Here is a 17,808-nt window from a genome sequence, read left to right as displayed (position 1 = left end):
AAACCGCCGGGTGGCCCGTGAAACCGCCGGACGGTCCGGGAAACAGCCCAGAGCGGCCCGGGAAACAGCCGAGGCGGCCGAGCGCGGCCGGACGGGCCGGCGGACCGTCACCTGCCGGTGCCGGCCGGGCCGGGGTCAGCGCAGGGCGTCCGCGACCTCTCTGGCCGCGTCGACCACGCGTGGTCCCACCCTCTCCGGCACGGCGTCCGCCAGCATGACCACTCCCACACTGCCCTCGACCCCCGTCACCCCGATCAGCGGCGCCGCGGCGCCGCTCGCGCCCGCCTCCAGTTCTCCGTGGGTGAGCGTGTACTCGTGCTCCCCCACCGGCGCCTGCCGGGCGGCGAGGATCGCGCGGCCTGCGGCGCCGCGGTCCAGGGGATGCCGGAAACCGGCGCGGTAGGCCACGTGGTAGTCCGTCCACGTCGGCTCGACGACGGCGACCGCGAGCGCCTCCGTCCCGTCGACCAGCGTCAGGTGGGCCGTCGCCCCGATGTCCTCGGCGAGCGAGCGCAGGGCCGGCAGCGCTGCCTCCCGTACGAGCGGGTGGACCTGGCGGCCCAGGCGCAGCACGCCGAGCCCGACCCTGGCGCGGCCGCCCAGGTCACGGCGTACGAGAGCGTGCTGCTCCAGGGTGGCGAGCAGCCGGTACACGACGGTCCGGTTGACGCCCAGTTTGTTCGAGAGTTCGGTGACGGTCAGCCCGTGATCCGTGTCGGCGAGCAGCTTGAGGACACGTAGTCCCCGGTCGAGCGTCTGGGAGGTCTCCGCGGTCACGACGCCCACTCCTTCGTGGTGAGGTCGACGGCCCCCTCGCGGCGGTTGCGTCACCGAGTCCCGTCGGCGACGCGCTTCAGAGGCCGCCGGTCGGCCGGCAACCCGGGCTCTTCCCGGGCGCAGTCGCTTCACGGCTGCGCTCCGCGGCGGCGCTGCCACGGGGCGTGTGCGTAGCGGGACAGTAGCGAGCCGGTCCCGCTCAGCGGAAGCCTCCGTCCAGAATCCGGGCACCGGCTGGTACGGACTGATTCCGTTTGCCCCAGAACGTGCGGCGTGCGGCGGGCGGCGCACACCAGGCGCGCACGCGGCGCACAGGCCACGACGCACGCTTCTCCGGAGGCGGCGCGCCCCCTTCCGCGGGGGTGGGCACCGCGTGCCACGGGTTCCGGATGTCACCGGCTCCCGAGGCAATCACTTCCCCATGCCGCTCCGGGCGACGGCCGGCCGCGCGGTCACCCCGTGCCCGAGGGCCGAGAGTCCGTACGTACGTCACCGCATCCGGGTGGCCCACTCCTGCACCTTGGTGATCCGCTGCCGGAGCTGTCCGGCAGTCGCCTCCGCGCTCGGCGGGCCCCCGCAGACGCGGCGCAGCTCGGTGTGGATCACCCCGTGCGGCTTGCCGCTCTGGTGGACGTACGCGCCGACCATGGTGTTGAGCTGCTTGCGCAGTTCCAGCATCTCCTTGTGGGAGACCACGGGGCGGCGTTCGGCGGGGAGCTCGAGGAGATCCGCCTGCTCGTCCGGCTTCTTGCGGCTGTGCGCGATCTGCCGGGCCTGCCGCTTCTGGAGCAGCATCTGCACCTGGTCGGGTTCGAGGAGCCCGGGGATACCGAGGTAGTCCTGCTCCTCCGCGCTCCCCGGGTGGGCCTGCATGCCGAACTCGGCACCGTCGTAGAGGACCCGGTCGAAGACGGCCTCGGACTCCAGCGCCTCGAAGGAGAACTGCTCCTGCTCGCCGGTGTCCTCGTCCTGCTCCTTGTTCGCCTCGTCCATCTCCTTCTCGGACTCGGCGTACGGATCCTCCTCGCTCTCCTTCTTGGGCTTGTCGAGGGCGTGGTCGCGCTCGACCTCCATCTCGTTGGCGAAGGTGAGGAGGTCGGGGATGGTCGGCAGGAACACGGACGCGGTCTCGCCGCGCCTGCGGGACCGTACGAAACGGCCGACGGCCTGGGCGAAGAAGAGGGGGGTCGAGATGGTGGTGGCGTACACGCCGACGGCCAGGCGCGGCACGTCGACGCCTTCGGACACCATGCGGACGGCGACCATCCACCGGCCGTCGCCGTGGCTGAACTCGTCGATGCGGTTCGAGGCGCCGGTGTCGTCGGACAGCACGACGGTGGCCTTGGTGCCGGTGATCTCGCGGATCAGTTTGGCGTAGGCACGGGCCGAGTCCTGGTCGGCGGCGATCACCAGGGCGCCCGCGTCGGGAATGCCCTTCCTGACCTCGGTGAGCCGCTGGTCGGCGGCGCGCAGCACGCTCGGCATCCACTCGCCGCGCGGGTCGAGCGCGGTGCGCCAGGCCTGGCTGACGGCGTCCTTGGTCATCGGCTCGCCGAGCCGGGCGGCGATCTCGTCGCCCGCCTTGGTGCGCCAGCGCATGTTGCCGCTGTAGGAGAGGAAGATGACCGGCCGCACGACGTGGTCGGCGAGCGCGTTCCCGTAGCCGTACGTGTAGTCGGCGGAGGAGCGCCGGATCCCGTCCCTCCCCTCCTCGTACGTGACGAAGGGGATGGGGTTGGTGTCGGACCGGAAGGGCGTACCCGTGAGCGCGAGCCGGCGGGTGGCGGGCTCGAACGCCTCCAGACAGGCCTCGCCCCAGGACTTGCTGTCACCCGCGTGATGGATCTCGTCGAGGATGACCAGCGTCTTGCGCTGCTCGACGCGGTTGCGGTGCAGCATCGGGCGCACGCCGACACCGGCGTACGTCACGGCGACGCCCTGGTACTCCCTGCTGAGCGGCCCGGCGCTGTACTCGGGATCCAGCTTGATCCCTATCCGTGCCGCCGCCTCGGCCCACTGCTTCTTCAGGTGCTCGGTCGGCGCGACGACGGTCACCTGCTGCACGACGTGGTGGTGCAGCAGCCAGGAGGCGAGCGTCAGCGCGAACGTCGTCTTGCCGGCGCCGGGGGTGGCTACGGCGAGGAAGTCGCGCGGCTGCTCCTGGAGGTACCTCTCCATCGCCCCCTGCTGCCAGGCACGCAGCTTGCTGGCGGTACCCCAGGGGGCACGGCCGGGGAAGGCGGGCGAGAGGTGATGCGGCGGCGAGGCGGCACTGGCGGCGGCGGTGGTAGTCACGGTCTCCGGTCTGGGTGTCGAGAGGGAGCGTCCGGGTCCGCGCGCGGCGCGTCAGCTGAGGCGTGACGGCAGGCGGGAGGGCGGTCGGCTACGTATGACAACCGGGCCACCCTACCGGCGTCCGGCGCGCGACGTCGGGTGGACCAGGCCGGGGCACGGGTGGATGGGACTGAGGTCACATCGCCCCGGGCCGCGCCCCGTTGGACGCGACGCGGGCGGATGCGACTCGGGTCACATCGCCTCGTGCAACGCCCTCAGCCGTACGGCGATCAGCCTGACGTCCTCCAGCTCTCCGGACGCCACCTCGATGACGAGCTTGTACGCCTCGTCCTGGTCGACGGCGAGCATCTCGGTGCCGTTGAAGTCGAGGAGGCCGACCGTGCACATCCACGCCATGCGTTTGTTGCCGTCCACCAGGGGGTGGTTGACGGCAAGCGACTGGAACAGCGCCGCGGCCTTCTCGAAGAGGTCGGTGTACGCCTCGACCCCGAACATCTGCGACCGGGGGCGGTGCACGGCCGAGCTGAGGAGACCCAGGTCGCGCACCACGACCGGTGTCCGCTCCCCGCACGCCAGCTCGGTCAGGTCCAGGACCTCCTGGACCGTGAGGTGTTTCATCTACTCCCCCAGCCTCCGCAGCAGGTCGGCGTGGCCGGCCGCGTACTTGGCCCCCAGGCGACGGACCATGGCTCCGTCCGCCTCCTGCTCCAGATACCGGTCGATCGCCTGAAGCACTACGGCGTGCATGCTGCGGCCCTCCTCCTCGGCACGCAGCTTGAGCGCCTCCTGCTGATCGTCACGCAGACGAAGGTTCATAGCCATACCACGACGGTACCGAATGTGGGGTCAAAGCAGTACCACTTTCTATCGGAGTCTCCTCGTCACCCACGCCCCCACGAGCGCCACCCCGGCCATCGGCAGGAACACCGCGGCGAAGGCGGCCGGGTGGCCGGTGTGGGCGCCGGAGGCCGCGGCGCCGGCCACGTCGGCCACCGCGCCGCCGCCCAGGGCCGCGAAGGCGGCTCCGCCCACGGCGAGCAGCAGCACGGTCGACAGGGCGTCGGAGATCTGGAGGGCGGCCGAGTTGGTACCGGCCTCCTCGGGCGCCGAGAGCTGGAGCAGCAGCACGCTGGTCGAGGCGATCACCAGGCCCATCCCGAAGCAGCCGAACATCCAGGCGAGGGCGACGGTCCACACCGGCACGGCGGGGATCAGCACGCTCGGCGCGGCGGCGACGGCCCCGGCGACCAGCACCATGCCGAGGAACATCAGGCGTTCGCGGTACGGCTCCACGCGCGGCCGGGCCTGCACCCAGGAGCCCAGCGCCCAGGTCCCGCCGCCGGCCGCGAGGGAGAGCCCGGCGAGGGTCGGTGACAGCCCGCGCTGGGTGACCAGCATCAGCGGGACGAAGGACTCGGCGGCGATGAAGGAACCGGCGGAGACCCCGCGCAGCAGCACCACGGACGGCAGCCCCCGCGCCGCGCGCCAGGTGCCGCGGGGCAGCAGGCCGCGCACGGCGGGGACGAGCAGCGCGGCGCCGGCCGCGGCGGGCACCAGGGAGAGCGGGCGCAGGTCCTGGGCGGCGTACTGGAGCAGCCCGGCGCCCAGCGCGATCCCGAGGGCCAGCCGCATGCGCCGCCGGTCCGTCGGCGGCCGGTCGCCCGTCCCCGTGGGGCCCGACGCCCGCAGCCGTATCTGGGGCAGCGAGAGGGCGAGCGGGACGCCCACCAGCGCGGGGATCCCGAGGAACACCCAGCGCCACCCGAGGTGTTCGGTGACGGCGCCCGCCGCGAGGGGGCCGACGACGGACGGCACCACCCAGGCCGCCGCGAACGCCGCCATGATCGCGGGCCGCAGCCGCTCCGGGTAGGCGCGCCCGACGACGACGTACAGCGCGACGATGACGAGCCCGCCGCCGAGCCCCTGGACGGCCCGCCCGAGGATGAACACCCACATGCCGCCGGCCGTCCCGGACAGCAGCAGCCCCGCGGCGAACGCGCCGATGCCCGAGGCCAGCGAGGCCAGCGGCCCGTCGCGGTCGGACCACTGCCCGGCGAGCACCATCCCGAACAGGCTCGTCGTGAAGTAGCCCGAGAACGCGAACGCGTACAAGGCGACCCCGTCCAGCTCCCGCGCGGCGACGGGCATCGCCGTGCCCACGGCGGTCGCCTCGAACGCGATCACCAGGACGACGGACACGATGCCGATGCTGAGCGCCCGGTAGGGCCGGCTCAGCACCCCGCCCTTCTCCTCGGACGGGACCGTCACGACCTCGCGCGCCTGTAGTGCTGTCATGGCCGCCAGCGTAAGGTGCGCAGCCCGCACTGACTCCTGTCCGAAGTCGGTGATCACTCGGTCCTTCGGTCCTACGACCACTCCCCCGACCCGGGTCCGCCCCGGTTCGTGAACGGCGTGTGGCAGTCGCGTTGCGGCGTCCCCGGAACCCTTGAGCCCGCCCTCGCACCCCGCCTACGGTCGTCACATCAGGTTCGGAACGAGTGAGCCGTGCCGCACCTGAGACTGGCCGTGTGCCCGAGTGGTTCAGGGACTCGCCTGCAAAGCGAGTTACGCGGGTTCGATTCCCGCCATGGCCTCCATGTGAGGGTCGGCCGTCCCGGTTCGGGGCGGCCGATTCCGTTGTGCCCGGTCGCCGGGCGGCCGGGGCGGCTACGCGTACAGCCTGCCGCCCGTCCGGTCCTCGAATATCTCCGGCCAGTGGCGGCGGCCGTCGTCGCCCGGGAGGGCCGGGGTGGGGTCGCAGGCCGCGGGGTCGACGGTGGCGAGGGTCTCGGTCAGGGTGGCGGCGAGCCGGCCGTAGGCGTCGCCGAGGCCGTGGGCCGCCTCGACGGTCTTCTCGCGGTGGAGGAGCCAGAGGGTGAACGCCAGCGTGGAGATGTCCGCGTTGAGCGGGCGCAGGGTGAGGTCCGGTTCGCTCCAGGCGAGGACCGCGCCCGTGGTGCCGTCCACGACCAGGCTCGTGTCCTGGAGGAGGTAGCCGAGGCGGATCAGGCGGTCGGCGGTGGCCGGGAGCAGGTCGGCGGAGAAGTCGCCGGGGCGCTCGTCCGCGTAGTACTCGGTGAGGGCCGGCAGCGGCACCTCCGTGTCCAGCTGGAAGAGGAAGCCGTCCTCGGGCAGGCCGGTCTCCCGCAGGAAGCGACGGGTCGGCTCGTGGGTCAGCGCCGGCGGGAAGTCGACGTCCTCGAAGCGCATGATCTCGCCCGCGCCGAACTCCTCGTCCAGCAGCCGCTTGGACAGGCCGAGGACGAGTCCCTCGCCGGGGCCGGCGATCCGGGCCAGCGGGCGGATCAGCGCCGCCATCCGCCAGTACGGCGGCACGCCGTCCACACCGACGGCGTCCTCGAAGACGGCGCTCAGCCGGTCCGACGTCTCCGCGACCGCCTTGGGGCCGAACGGGCCGGGCGGGCCTGACAGGCCCCGGGAGAGGGTCAGTTCCTCGGTGGCCGCCGCGAAGCGCAGCAGGGCCTCCAGGGAGGGTGCCAGGGGCGAGAGGTCCAGGGGGGCGGGGTTCCGGCGGACGGACGCCGAGGTGATCTCCCCCGTCGTCCCGTCCAGCACGATCGACTCCAGGTCCCGGTCCAGACTGCGCAGCGCCCCGATGACGAGCTGGTCGCGCAGCTCCTCGGCGAGCCTGTCCGCGTCGCCCGCCAGGTCGGCGACGGTGCGCAGGCCGTGCTCCCGCAGCGCGCCGAACCCGAGCAGGGTGCTGTCGCAGGGCAGTCCGGGGCCGGTGAGGAACTCGCGCGTGCGCGCGTGCGTGACGTACGGATCGAGCTGGTCGTCGGTCAGTGTGATCAGGCCGCCGACATCGGTGTCAGTCGTGCTCATGGCTCCCCCGTGCATGTGAACGCGTCGTGCTTCCCCCACGAGGGAACGGCCGGTCGCCCCACGGCAGTTCCCCACTGAGCCAGAACCATACGCCGCCCCACTGACAACGCCGGAAACGCGTGGAAACAGCTCCCCCAGGGGCAGGGGAAGGTGAGGAGCCGGCGGTCCGCGGGGCGCCGACAGTCGTGATCCAGACACCGGTCGGCCGTCGCCGGGGCGCCCCACGGCTGTCACCGGGACACGGCACCGGGCTGCCGGACGGGAGGGAGGCGGGCCGGGCGTGGGACGGGTGAGATCTCGGGTGCCGTCACCGCGCCGAGGTGTCCGCGCGCGGTGCGGGGCGCGTCAGGAGAGGGAGACGCCGCCCGCGACGACGACCACGGCCGCCAGCACGAACAGCAGCGCCCGGATCAGCAACTTGCCGACGGCGGGCGCGGGTTCGTGGCGCGGCCGCCCGGACTCGTCGCCGCCCGGCGGGAGTTCGCCGGGCGGGAGTGCGTCGGGCGGGAGTGCGTCGGGCGGGAGTTCGCCGGGCGGGAGTTCGCCGGGAGCCGGCTCCCGCACGCTCACTACGCCGTCACCACCGCCGCCTGCGGGCGGATCGGCAGCCGGTTGACCGGACGGCCGGTGGCCGCCCGCACGGCGGACGCGATGGCCGCGGGCGAGGTCACGACCGGTACCGCGCTGGCCGCCTTGGCCCCGAAGGGGGCGACGACGTCACGCTCCTCGACGAGTTTGACGATGTGGATGTCGGGCGCGTCCAGGGCGGTCGGCAGGGCGTAACCGGTCAGGTCGGGATGCCGGACCAGGCCGCGGGCCGTGCGGAGGTTCTCGGTCAGCGCGGCGCCGACGCCCTGCGTGACGCCCGCCTCGATGCGGGCCGTCAGCTGGGCCGGGTTGAGGATCCGGCCGACGTCCTGGGCCAGCGCCAGTTCCACGACCCGTACCGAGCCCAGTTCGATGTCGACGTCCACCACCGCGCGGATGGCGCAGAACGCGAGGCCCACGAAGGCGTCGCCCTGGCCGGTCTCGTCCAGCGGCTCGGTCGGGTGCGGGCGGCACTGTGCGGTCGCCCACAGCTCCTTGCCGTCCATCGCCTCGGTGACCGTGGTCGACAGCACACCGTCGTACGACGTGATCTTGCCGTCGGTGATCTGGAGCAGTTCGGTGGACATGCCGAACTTGTGGGCCAGCGGTTGCAGCAGCTGCGTCCGGACCATCCTGGCCGCGCGTTCGACCGCGCCGCCGGACACCCAGGTGTGTCTGCCGCGGCAGCTCGGGCCGGCCGGGGGCTGGTCGGTGTCGACCGGCGCCACGTGCACCTCGTCGATGCCGAGCGTCTCCTGGACGATCTGGCGGGCCAGCGTGGTGAAGCCCTGGCCGGTCTCCACGGCCGCGCAGAGCACCGTGGCGACGCCGTCGTGGACCTTCACGGTGGCCGTCGAGACCTCGTCGGTGCCCTCGGCGCCGAGCATGTGCACCATGCCGAGCGCGTAGCCGACACCGCGGCGTACGGCACCGGGTTCGCCCGCGCCCTCGGGGCCGCCGGGCAGCAGCCACTCGTCCTCGGGGGTGTCCTTGGGGAGGGCGGGCAGCGGATGCTCGCGGACCGCCAGGAGCAGTTCGGCGACGGGTGCCGGGCAGGTGACCGTCTGGCCGGTCGGCAGGACGTCGCCCGTGGCCATGACGTTGCGCAGGCGCAGTTCCGCGGGGTCGACGCCGAGCTTCTTGGCCAGTTTGTCCATCTGGGCCTCGTAGGCGGCGCACACCTGGAGGGCGCCCTCGCCGCGTACGTGGCCCGAGGGCGGGTTGTTGGTGCGGACCGCCCAGCCCTCGATGAAGGCGTTCGGGACGACGTAGGGGCCGCAGGCGAAGGAGACCGCGGCGGCCAGGGACTCCCCGGAGGTGTCGGCGTAGGCGCCCGCGTCGAGCAGGATCTGCGCCTCCACCTTGACCAGGTTGCCGTCGGCGTCGGCGTGGTGCCGGTAGCGCAGCAGGGTCGGGTGCCGGTGGGCGTGGCCGAGGAAGGATTCCTCGCGCGTAGCGGTGAGCTTGACCGGGCAGCCGGTCTTCAGCGCGAGCAGGCCGAGCGCGAGCTGGAAGCCCTGGTCCTCGCGGTCGGCGGTGGCGCCGGGGACGCCGGTGACGACGACCTTCACGCGCGCGGGTTCGAGGCCGTAGCAGGCGGCGGCGGTGTCGCGGTCGGCGTGCGGGTCGGTCGAGGCGATGTAGAGCTCGACGCCGCCGTCGGGGCGGGGCACGGCGAGTCCGGCCTCGGCGCCGATGGGCGCGGGGTCCTGGCGGCCGATGCGGTACAGGCCCTCGACGACGATCTCGCCGAGCGCGTCCGGGTCGCCGTGGCGCAGCGGGATGTGCCGGATCAGGTTGCCGTCGGGGTGCAGGGGTTCGGCCTCGAAGGCGTACTCCGGGTCGGTGACCGGTTCGAGCACCTCGTACTCGACGATGACGGCCGCGGCGGCCATCCTCGCGGTGTCCGGGTGGTCGGCGGCGACGGCCGCGATGGGCTCCCCGTGGTGGCGTACGACGTCGGAGGCGAACACCGGGCGGTCGGCCCTGCCGCGGCCGTGCAGCGGGGTGCCGGGCACGTCCTCGTGGGTGATGACGGCTCGTACGCCGGGCATCTCGCGCGCGTGACTGGTGTCGATGGACACGATGCGCGCGTGCGGGTGGGGCGAGCGGAGCACGGCGGCCCACAGCAGGCCCTCGGCCCACAGGTCGGCGGCGTAGGGGAAGGTGCCCTCCGTCTTGGCGCGGGCCTCGGCGGCGGGCAGCGAGACGCCGAGCCCGTGCGGCAGGGGCTCGGGGCCCGTCTCGGGCACCGCCGGCGTCGCGGTCGCGGCTTGGTTGGTCACGCCTGGCCTCCGTCCTGGCCGTACGGCTGTTCGTACTGCGCCTGGGAGCCGTACGCGGCACCGTCCTCGTACGCGGACGGGTGGACACCGCCCGCGCCGGGCCCGGCCTGGTGCGGGATGCGGGGCTCGTCCGCCTCGGGGACGGCGTCGGCCGCGGCGGCGGAGTGCGCCTCGCGTTCGGCGACGACCTCGCGCACGGCGTCCAGGACGCCGCGGTAGCCGGAGCAGCGGCACAGGTTGCCGCACAGTGCCTGGCGGGTCTCCAGCTCCGTCGGAGCGGGGTTGCCCTCCAGCAGGTCGTGCAGCGTCATGGCCATGCCCGGGACGCAGAAACCGCACTGCACGGCGCCGCACTTGGCCAGCGCGCGCTGGACGTCGGAGGGCTGTCCGTCGGCGGCCAGGCCCTCTACGGTGCGCACCTCGCTGCCGGCGGCGGTGACGCCGGGGACCAGGCAGGACGCCACGAGCCGGCCGTCCACCTGGACGTTGCAGGCGCCGCACTCGCCCTGCGAGCAGCCGTCCTTGGCGCCCGCGAGGCCGAGCCGCTCGCGCAGCACGTAGAGCAGTGATTCGCCGACCCAGGCGTCGGTGACGGGCCGGTCGGCGCCGTTGACGCGCAGGACGTACGAAGCGAGGGGGTGTTCGTCGTGCGGGGCCTGGGCCGCGTGACCCGGGTCCAGGTTCTCGTCGCCCGCGGCCGCGTACGCCGGGTCCGACTCGTGGGCCTCGGGCGTCCCGGCGGTCACCGGCTCGGGGCCGGCGGCGGGCTCAGGGGCCTCGTGGACGGGCTGTGCGGGCCGCTGGGCGGCCTGCGCGGGCGATTCGGCCTGCGGCTGCCGTACGGGCTCCGCGAGGGCCTCGGGGGCCGCTTCGCGGGCGTCGGTGGTCCAGGTCTGCCCGGACTCGCCGGCCCAGGGCGCGGAGGCGCCGCCCGGGAGCGTGGCGGGCGGCGTGCCGCCCCACTGTTCGACGAGCGCCGATGTGGTGAACTCGCCCGATTCGTCCGGAAGGTCGCCTCCGGCCACGGGGATCGACCACTGCCCGGTCACGTCGTGTCCTGCGGGGCCGGCTCCGTCACGGGCCGCGTCGTTGAAGTCCCACTGCCCGGTGGAGCCCGGCTGGTACGAGAACCGGTCGCCGGGGGCGCCCGCGCCCGGCTGCGCGGCGTTCGGATCCGGCCACGGGGCGGCACCGTCCCGGGCGGGCCACGTCCCGCCGGCGGCCGGGTCCGCCGTCTCGGCCGGGGCGGGCGTCACGGCGATCTGCGGGGGCACGTAGCCGTGCCCGGGCGCCGCGAGCGGCTCCCGGGCGGCGAGGAGCGCCTCGATGCCCCCTTCGGGGAGCTTGACGAAGGCGGTGGCGCCGTCGTCGTAGTCGCCCTGGGGCAGCGGGTCCCAGCGGCCGCCGCCGCGCGGAGCGCCTTCTTCGTGCTGGTCGTCGGTCACGAAAGTGCCCTCCCCAGTGCTCGTCGGGCCAGCGCGGCGACCGTGCGCCGCAGGTGCAGTACGGCGGGCGGAAGCGGTGTCACGGATCCGTCCTCGGCGGGAACGGGGTCGGGGATGCAGGCCGCGGCCACGTACTCGCCGAACGCGTTCAGCGCCTCCGGGACGATCGTGCGGCTGTTGTCCCAGTCGATCAGCTGGGCCACCCACGCCTCGGCGTCCAGGGGGCGCAGCGGCATCGGCGCTATGGCTCCGACGGCACACCGCACGCCGCGCCGCGCCGGGTCGAGGACGACCGCCACGGAGGCGATCGCCCGCCCGGGGCCGGTGCGCCCGGTGGCCTTCAGGAAGACCTGCGGGGCGTGCAGCAGCGGCACGCGCACGTAGCCGATGAGCTCTCCCCCACGGAGCATGTCCACACCCGCGAGCAGGTGCGAGACCGGGATCTCGCGGCGTGCGCCGCCCGGGCTCGCGATGATCAACGTGGCTTCGAGCGCGGCCAGCACGGGCAGCGCGTCCCCCGTGGGCGCGGCCGAGGCGATGTTGCCGCCGAGGGTGCCGGCGTTGCGGATCTGCGGCGGTCCGGCCGCCCGCGCGGCGGCGGCGAGCGCCGGGATGAGCGCGGCGAAGTCGGGTCGGCCCATGCGGGCGTGCGTGAGGCCGGCACCGAGCAGCGCGTGGCCGTCCTGGTACTGCCAGCCACGGATCTCGCTGATCCGGCCGAGGCCGACGAGCGCCGCCGGGCGCAGTTGCCCGGAGTTGACCGCGGCCATCAGATCGGTGCCACCCGCCACCGGAACGGCTGCGGGCATGGCGGACAGCGCCGCCACCGCCTCGTCGAGCGAGACGGGCAGCGTCACGGCCTGCGCCGTCCGCGGTGCGTGCGTGGTCAAACCGGTTGCCCCTTCCCGCTGCCCCACCTGGTCCCACCTGTGCTGCCGTACGGTACGTGCTGACAGGGCGGACGTGGCAACTCTGGCACATCTTCCCCGGACCACGACGCGGGGGTCCGCTAGGAGGCATTCACCCCCCTCACCAGGGAGATGGCCGGTTTTCGCACGGCATCGCCGGTCGGCACGAATTGTCACTCTTCGGTGACCCTTGGGGGTCTTTTTCCTTACGGGGCCAAGGTGACAGGGCCCTGGCCCCGGTGCGCGCCGGTCGTGAGCGGTCTCACACGTTCGGGGGCGCCCCCTCGATCGGGCGTCCGAGCACCCCGGGCCGCCGCTGCCACGGCCGCGGCCCCGTGGGCGGCCGGTAGGCCACTCCGAGGGCGTCGAGTCGCGCGTAGTGCGCGCCCATCCGCCGCTCGAATCCGGCGAAGTCCCGCTCCTCGGGGGCCGGCAGCCTGCTCCAGGCGACCTCGGCGAAGGCGGCGAGCCTCGGGAACGCCTGGTAGTCCACGCGGGCGGGGTCCTCCATCACCTCGGTCCACACGTTGGCCTGGGTGCCCAGCACGTGCCGCGCCTCCGCCTCGGTGAGCTGCGGCGGAACCGGCTCGAAACGGTAGACGTCCTCCAAGGTGCGCACATAGGCGATGGGCACCGGTTCGTCCTCGCCCGCGGCCTGACGGTAGTCCAAGTACACGTGCTGCTCGGGGCACATGACGACGTCGTGGCCCGCGCGCGCGGCGGTGACGCCGCCCCGGTAGCCGCGCCAGGACGACACCGCGGCGCCCGGCGCGAGTCCGCCCTGGAGGATCTCGTCCCAGCCGATCAGCCGACGCCCGCGCTCGGAGAGCCAGTTGTCGAAGTGCCGGACGAACCAGGACTGCAACGCGTCCTCGTCGGCGAGCCCGAGTTCCTCGATGCGCGCCTGGACGGTCGCGGACTCCTTCCACTGGACCTTGGCGCACTCGTCGCCGCCTATGTGGAAGAAGCGCGAGAACTCCGGGAAGCGCGCGGGGTCCGCCGGGAACAGCTCGAGGAGTTCCTCGAAGACCCCCTCGTAGAAGCGCAGGGTGTTGTCGGTGGGGGCGAGTACGTTTTCGGAGACGCCCCAGTCGTCCCAGACGGTCAGGGAGGCCGTGTCGATGACATCGGTGTTGCCCAGTTCCGGATACGCGGCGATGGCGGCCTGCGAGTGCCCGGGGATGTCGATTTCGGGGACGACGGCGATATGCCGCTCGGCCGCGTACGCGACGATCTCGCGGATGTCGTCCTGGGTGTAGAAGCCCCCGTGCGGCTTCTCCTCCCACAACGGCGAGGCCCGGTGGCCGAATTTGGTGCGCGCCCGCCAGGAACCGACCTCGGTCAGCCTCGGGTAGCGATTGATCTGAACACGCCATCCCTGGTCGTCGGTGAGATGGAAGTGGAAGACGTTGAGTTTGTGCGCGGCCAGCAGATCGAGATAGCGCAGGACGTCTTCCTTCGGCATGAAGTGCCGGGCGACGTCGAGCATCAGGCCGCGCCAGCGGAACCGGGGCGCGTCCTCGATGGCCTGGTGCCCGATTTCGTACGCCGCCCGCGGACGGATCGGAGCGCGGCGAAAGGCGTCGGGGCCGAGCAGTTGACGCAGCGTCTGGGCGCCCCAGAAGACCCCGGCCGCCTCCCCGCCGCGGATCTCGACACCGCTCCCGTCCACGACGAGCCGGTACGCCTCCGGTTCCAGGGAGTCGTCGAGGAGGAGCCGCACGGCACCCGGGGCGTCCTGCGGCCCAGGTCGCAGCGGCAGTCCGAGCGCGGCGCCGAGCGTCGCACGCAGCCAGCGTTCCGCGGAGTCCGTGCCGAGCGCGGCCCACAGGGTGGTGTTCGCGCCGAGCGCGAAGCGGCCGCGCCCGGCGCCTTCCGCACCGCCGGTGGCCTCGACGACGAGGGGCGCCGGAATCAGGTCCGTATCCGTCATGTCCATCAGTGCTTCCGTCCTTCACCGCTCCGCCGAGGCCGAGACGAGGGGTCGCTGTACGAGTTCTCAGAAGACCGGCACGGCAATGGCCGTCACCGTGGCGGCGGCATCGCACCACCCGGTACGACCCGTCCGGCTCGCGGAACGCGAGGGGAAATGGACCTGCCCGGGAATCCCGCGCGGTTCGTCCCGCCCGGCGGTGTACGCGGCCCCCCGCCGCGCGTCCGTGACGCCCCCGGCGAAAGGTCTTCGGCACCCGGATCCCCGAGGGCGGAAAGGAGGAGATGTGCCGCGGAATCGGGGAACTCCGCGCGTTCGGCCGACCGAAGTCCCCGAGTTCCGTACAGGGCGGAAGGACCGCGTCCGCGGAGCCCGGACGGGCACCGCCCGAACCCGCCGGGAAGGCGATCTGCCGGACGCTCCGGAATCGGAAGCGGAATCACGCCGACGCCGCGGCCACCGGAAACACGGTGATCACCGGAACGGCCGCCCGGGAACCCGCCACGAAGGGGACCGTCGAGGAATTGACGTCCTCCCCGGCCGAAAAGCCGGCGAATCCGAGCGGTGCGGGACCTGCGGGCAGAGAGCTTCACCGAGCGTCCTCCGGCGAGAGTTCGTTGCGGCGTGCGCAACGGCGGTTTTGCCCCGCACAACACTCCAGAGGCTAAGGAGTAGGGGAACCTGCCCACAAGAGGTCTCTACCACTCTGTGACCACAACGGGCACGCCGACCACGGGGCACTCCGGCCCCGGAACGCGCTCCGCGCGAGGCTCAGCCGTCGACGACCCCGCCGTCGGCGCCGGCGTCCCTGTCCGCTTCGCCGCCGGCCTGTCCGCCCGCTTCCCCACCTGCCGTCGCGGTGGTCCTCCAGTTGCTGTGCCCGCAGCAACAGCTCCACGCCCGCCCCTCGCGCACGAACCCGTCCGGCAACGCTCACAGCACGGCCGCGGCACCCCTCAGCAGGGGTGTCGCGGCCGTGCTCCGTTCACGGGGCGTACTGCGCGGGGGAAGGTCGCGGCGTTACTTCTTGTCGCCGCCCTTGCCCTGGTCGCCGCCACCGGCGCCCATGGACTCGAAGATCTCCTTGCACATGGGACACACGGGGTACTTCTTCGGGTCGCGGCCCGGCACCCACACCTTGCCGCACAGCGCGACGACGGGCGTGCCGTCCAGCGCGCTCGCCATGATCTTGTCCTTCTGGACGTAATGGGCGAAGCGCTCGTGGTCCCCGTCACCGTGCGACACCTGCGGCGTCGGCTCTACGAGGGTCCCCGTCCCCGTGCCTCGCTGGGGCTGGGTCTCAGGCTCAAGAGTGCTCATGGAGCCAAGGGTACTGGGGCTCGCGCCCATCGGATGAGGGAAGGGTCACGTGCCGGTGGGGCGACTCCCGGGGGCCGGTGCGCCGGTCAGTTGAGGGAGGGGTCGTCGGGGTACGTCGCCACCATCGCCAGGTCACTGCGCTGGCGGCGCAGGACCTCCCGCCACAGGCGCTCGGGCGACGGGGAGGAGACGTCTCCCGGTTCGGATTCGACGACGTACCAGGCGCCGTCGACCAGTTCGTTCTCCAGCTGTCCCGGGCCCCAGCCCGCGTACCCGGCGAAGATGCGCAGGGAGCCGAGGGCCGCGGCGAGGAGCTCGGGCGGGGCCTCCAGGTCCACCAGGCCGATCGCGCCGTGCACCCGCCGCCAGCCGAGTGGCGCGCGCTCGCCGGCCGCGCCGCCCGGGATGACCGCCACCCCCAGCGCCGAGTCCAGCGAGACCGGGCCGCCCTGGAAGACGACACCCGGCTCTCCGGCCAGACCGGCCCAGCCCTCCAGGATGTCCCTGACGTCCACCGGGGTGGGGCGATTGAGGACGACGCCGAGGGAGCCCTCCTCGTCGTGGTCGAGGAGCAGCACCACCGCGCGGTCGAAATTCGGGTCCGCCAGGGCGGGCGTGGCCACGAGCAGCCGCCCTGTGAGCGAGGACACCTCGGTCATGCCAGACATGATCCCGCACAATCCCTTCAAGTGGGGAGCCGATGCGCGTACCGGAGTGAACGCAGCTCAGGGCGCAACGGAGCGTTGCCCGCGCACACCGGGGACGGTGACCCCCTGTGCCCGATTCGGAACGGTTCGTGTTGTGTCCAATCTATGACGCAACTGAGTGCTCCCTGGGCTTACAGAGGGGGGGTGGGCGGCCATTACCCTTGCTGTTCGGCTCCCGTACGACCGGCCTGCCGACGACCCAACACCGCCCAACTCATCGGAACGCGAGATACATGACCGTCAACGGCCCTGACGATGTACTGCTTGTCCACGGCGGAACCCCGCTCGAGGGCGAGATCCGTGTCCGCGGTGCGAAGAACCTCGTACCGAAAGCCATGGTCGCCGCTCTGCTGGGCAGCGGGCCGAGCCGGCTGCGCAACGTCCCCGACATCCGCGACGTACGCGTCGTACGCGGACTGCTGCAGCTGCACGGTGTGACCGTCCGTCCGGGTGAGGAGCCGGGCGAGCTGATCCTCGATCCCTCGCACGTCGAGAGCGCGAACGTCGCCGACATCGACGCCCACGCGGGCTCGTCGCGCATCCCGATCCTGTTCTGCGGCCCGCTGCTGCACCGCCTCGGGCACGCTTTCATCCCCGGGCTCGGCGGCTGCGACATCGGCGGCCGGCCGATCGACTTCCACTTCGAGGTGCTGCGGCAGTTCGGCGCGAAGATCGAGAAGCGGGAGGACGGCCAGTACCTGGAGGCCCCGCAGCGACTGCGCGGCACCAAGATCCAGCTGCCGTACCCGTCCGTGGGCGCGACCGAGCAGGTGCTGCTGACCGCGGTGCTCGCGGAGGGTGTCACGGAGCTCTCGAACGCGGCCGTGGAGCCGGAGATCGAGGACCTGATCTGCGTCCTGCAGAAGATGGGTGCCATCATCGCGATGGACACCGACCGGACGATCCGCATCACCGGTGTGGACACGCTCGGCGGCTACACCCACGCGGCCCTCCCGGACCGCCTGGAGGCAGCCTCCTGGGCTTCCGCGGCGCTGGCCACCGAAGGCAACATCTACGTCCGCGGCGCCCAGCAGCGCTCGATGATGACGTTCCTGAACACCTACCGCAAGGTGGGCGGCGCCTTCGAGATCGACGACGAGGGCATCCGCTTCTGGCACCCCGGCGGCCAGCTCAAGTCCATCGCCCTGGAGACGGACGTCCACCCCGGCTTCCAGACGGACTGGCAGCAGCCGCTGGTCGTCGCGCTGACGCAGGCCACCGGCCTGTCGATCATCCACGAGACGGTGTACGAGTCCCGGCTCGGGTTCACCTCCGCGCTGAACCAGATGGGCGCGCACATCCAGCTCTACCGCGAGTGCCTCGGCGGCTCCAACTGCCGCTTCGGCCAGCGCAACTTCCTGCACTCCGCGGTCGTTTCGGGCCCGACGAAGCTGCAGGGCGCCGACCTGGTCATCCCCGACCTGCGCGGCGGCTTCTCGTACCTCATCGCGGCGCTGGCGGCCCAGGGCACGTCCCGCGTCCACGGCATCGAACTGATCAACCGCGGCTACGAGAACTTCATGGACAAGCTCGTGGAGCTGGGGGCGAAGGTCGAACTCCCGGGCAAGGCCCTCGGCTGACCCGACCGCACGACCCCGGCCGGGACGACACCCCCCGGCCGGGAGTCCGGGGGTCCTCCCCCGGGCGGCGCGGCGGTACGTACGTATGACGATGGGGCGGCCCCCCTGAAAGGGGCCGCCCCAT

At 72.9% G+C, this 17,808-nt stretch carries 14 protein-coding genes and 1 tRNA gene; 2 read left to right on the top strand and 13 right to left on the bottom strand.

The window, feature by feature from the left end:
• Positions 1-135: 135 nt before the first annotated feature.
• From ACFYW7_RS00510 to ACFYW7_RS00490, 5 genes are all read right to left on the bottom strand, one after another.
• Positions 136-777 (bottom strand): IclR family transcriptional regulator, encoded by a 642-nt coding sequence (locus ACFYW7_RS00510; protein WP_389496796.1) that lies wholly within the window; start codon positions 775-777, stop codon positions 136-138.
• A 489-nt stretch (positions 778-1,266) separates the two neighbouring features.
• Positions 1,267-3,072, bottom strand: coding sequence for a DEAD/DEAH box helicase (locus ACFYW7_RS00505; protein ID WP_389496795.1), 1,806 nt, complete (start codon positions 3,070-3,072; stop codon positions 1,267-1,269).
• Between the two features lie 231 nt (positions 3,073-3,303).
• Complete coding sequence (locus tag ACFYW7_RS00500) at positions 3,304-3,690, bottom strand: type II toxin-antitoxin system death-on-curing family toxin (RefSeq protein WP_389496794.1); 387 nt, start codon at positions 3,688-3,690, stop codon at positions 3,304-3,306.
• Positions 3,691-3,888: an Arc family DNA-binding protein gene (locus tag ACFYW7_RS00495; RefSeq protein WP_389498477.1), complete on the bottom strand. Its 198-nt coding sequence runs from the start codon at positions 3,886-3,888 to the stop codon at positions 3,691-3,693. It abuts the gene before it with no gap.
• Positions 3,889-3,936: 48 nt separating this feature from the next.
• Positions 3,937-5,367, bottom strand: a complete 1,431-nt coding sequence (locus tag ACFYW7_RS00490; protein ID WP_389496793.1) for an MFS transporter — start codon at positions 5,365-5,367, stop codon at positions 3,937-3,939.
• Positions 5,368-5,594: 227 nt separating this feature from the next.
• Here ACFYW7_RS00490 and ACFYW7_RS00485 point away from each other — a divergent pair.
• Positions 5,595-5,669, top strand: a tRNA-Cys gene (locus tag ACFYW7_RS00485).
• A 70-nt stretch (positions 5,670-5,739) separates the two neighbouring features.
• On the opposite strand, the gene ACFYW7_RS00480 is transcribed toward ACFYW7_RS00485, so the two are convergent.
• The 8 genes from ACFYW7_RS00480 to ACFYW7_RS00445 all read right to left on the bottom strand — a co-directional run bounded on the left by ACFYW7_RS00480 (position 5,740) and on the right by ACFYW7_RS00445 (position 16,056).
• On the bottom strand, positions 5,740-6,918 hold the full coding sequence (locus ACFYW7_RS00480; RefSeq protein ID WP_389496792.1) for an SUKH-4 family immunity protein: 1,179 nt from the start codon (positions 6,916-6,918) through the stop codon (positions 5,740-5,742).
• Positions 6,919-7,263: 345 nt separating this feature from the next.
• On the bottom strand, positions 7,264-7,488 hold the full coding sequence (locus ACFYW7_RS00475) for a hypothetical protein (protein ID WP_389496791.1): 225 nt from the start codon (positions 7,486-7,488) through the stop codon (positions 7,264-7,266).
• Positions 7,488-9,791 (bottom strand): xanthine dehydrogenase family protein molybdopterin-binding subunit, encoded by a 2,304-nt coding sequence (locus ACFYW7_RS00470; protein ID WP_389496790.1) that lies wholly within the window; start codon positions 9,789-9,791, stop codon positions 7,488-7,490. Before ACFYW7_RS00470 ends, ACFYW7_RS00475 begins: the two co-directional genes overlap by 1 nt.
• A complete protein-coding gene (locus ACFYW7_RS00465; RefSeq protein WP_389496789.1) occupies positions 9,788-11,236 on the bottom strand; it encodes a 2Fe-2S iron-sulfur cluster-binding protein in 1,449 nt (482 codons plus the stop codon). Before ACFYW7_RS00465 ends, ACFYW7_RS00470 begins: the two co-directional genes overlap by 4 nt.
• Positions 11,233-12,126, bottom strand: coding sequence for an FAD binding domain-containing protein (locus ACFYW7_RS00460; protein ID WP_389496788.1), 894 nt, complete (start codon positions 12,124-12,126; stop codon positions 11,233-11,235). The genes ACFYW7_RS00465 and ACFYW7_RS00460 overlap by 4 nt, the downstream gene beginning before the upstream one ends.
• Before the next feature lie 280 nt (positions 12,127-12,406).
• A complete protein-coding gene (locus ACFYW7_RS00455) occupies positions 12,407-14,083 on the bottom strand; it encodes a beta-N-acetylhexosaminidase (RefSeq protein ID WP_389496787.1) in 1,677 nt (558 codons plus the stop codon).
• Positions 14,084-15,097: 1,014 nt separating this feature from the next.
• Positions 15,098-15,397 carry a DUF3039 domain-containing protein gene (locus ACFYW7_RS00450; protein ID WP_351861896.1) on the bottom strand — a complete coding sequence of 100 codons (300 nt, stop codon included), beginning with the start codon at positions 15,395-15,397 and terminating at the stop codon, positions 15,098-15,100.
• Positions 15,398-15,483: 86 nt separating this feature from the next.
• Positions 15,484-16,056 carry a YqgE/AlgH family protein gene (locus ACFYW7_RS00445; RefSeq protein WP_389496786.1) on the bottom strand — a complete coding sequence of 191 codons (573 nt, stop codon included), beginning with the start codon at positions 16,054-16,056 and terminating at the stop codon, positions 15,484-15,486.
• Positions 16,057-16,337: 281 nt separating this feature from the next.
• Here ACFYW7_RS00445 and murA point away from each other — a divergent pair, with 281 nt between their 5' ends.
• Entirely contained in the window at positions 16,338-17,684 is a 1,347-nt protein-coding gene (gene murA, locus ACFYW7_RS00440; protein WP_389496785.1) for a UDP-N-acetylglucosamine 1-carboxyvinyltransferase, read from the top strand.
• Positions 17,685-17,808: the final 124 nt, after the last annotated feature.

The sequence above is a fragment of the Streptomyces sp. NPDC002580 genome (assembly GCF_042889485.1).
In the GTDB taxonomy this organism is placed as follows: Bacteria; Actinomycetota; Actinomycetes; order Streptomycetales; family Streptomycetaceae; genus Streptomyces.
This window is presented reverse-complemented; position numbering and strand designations above follow the sequence as displayed.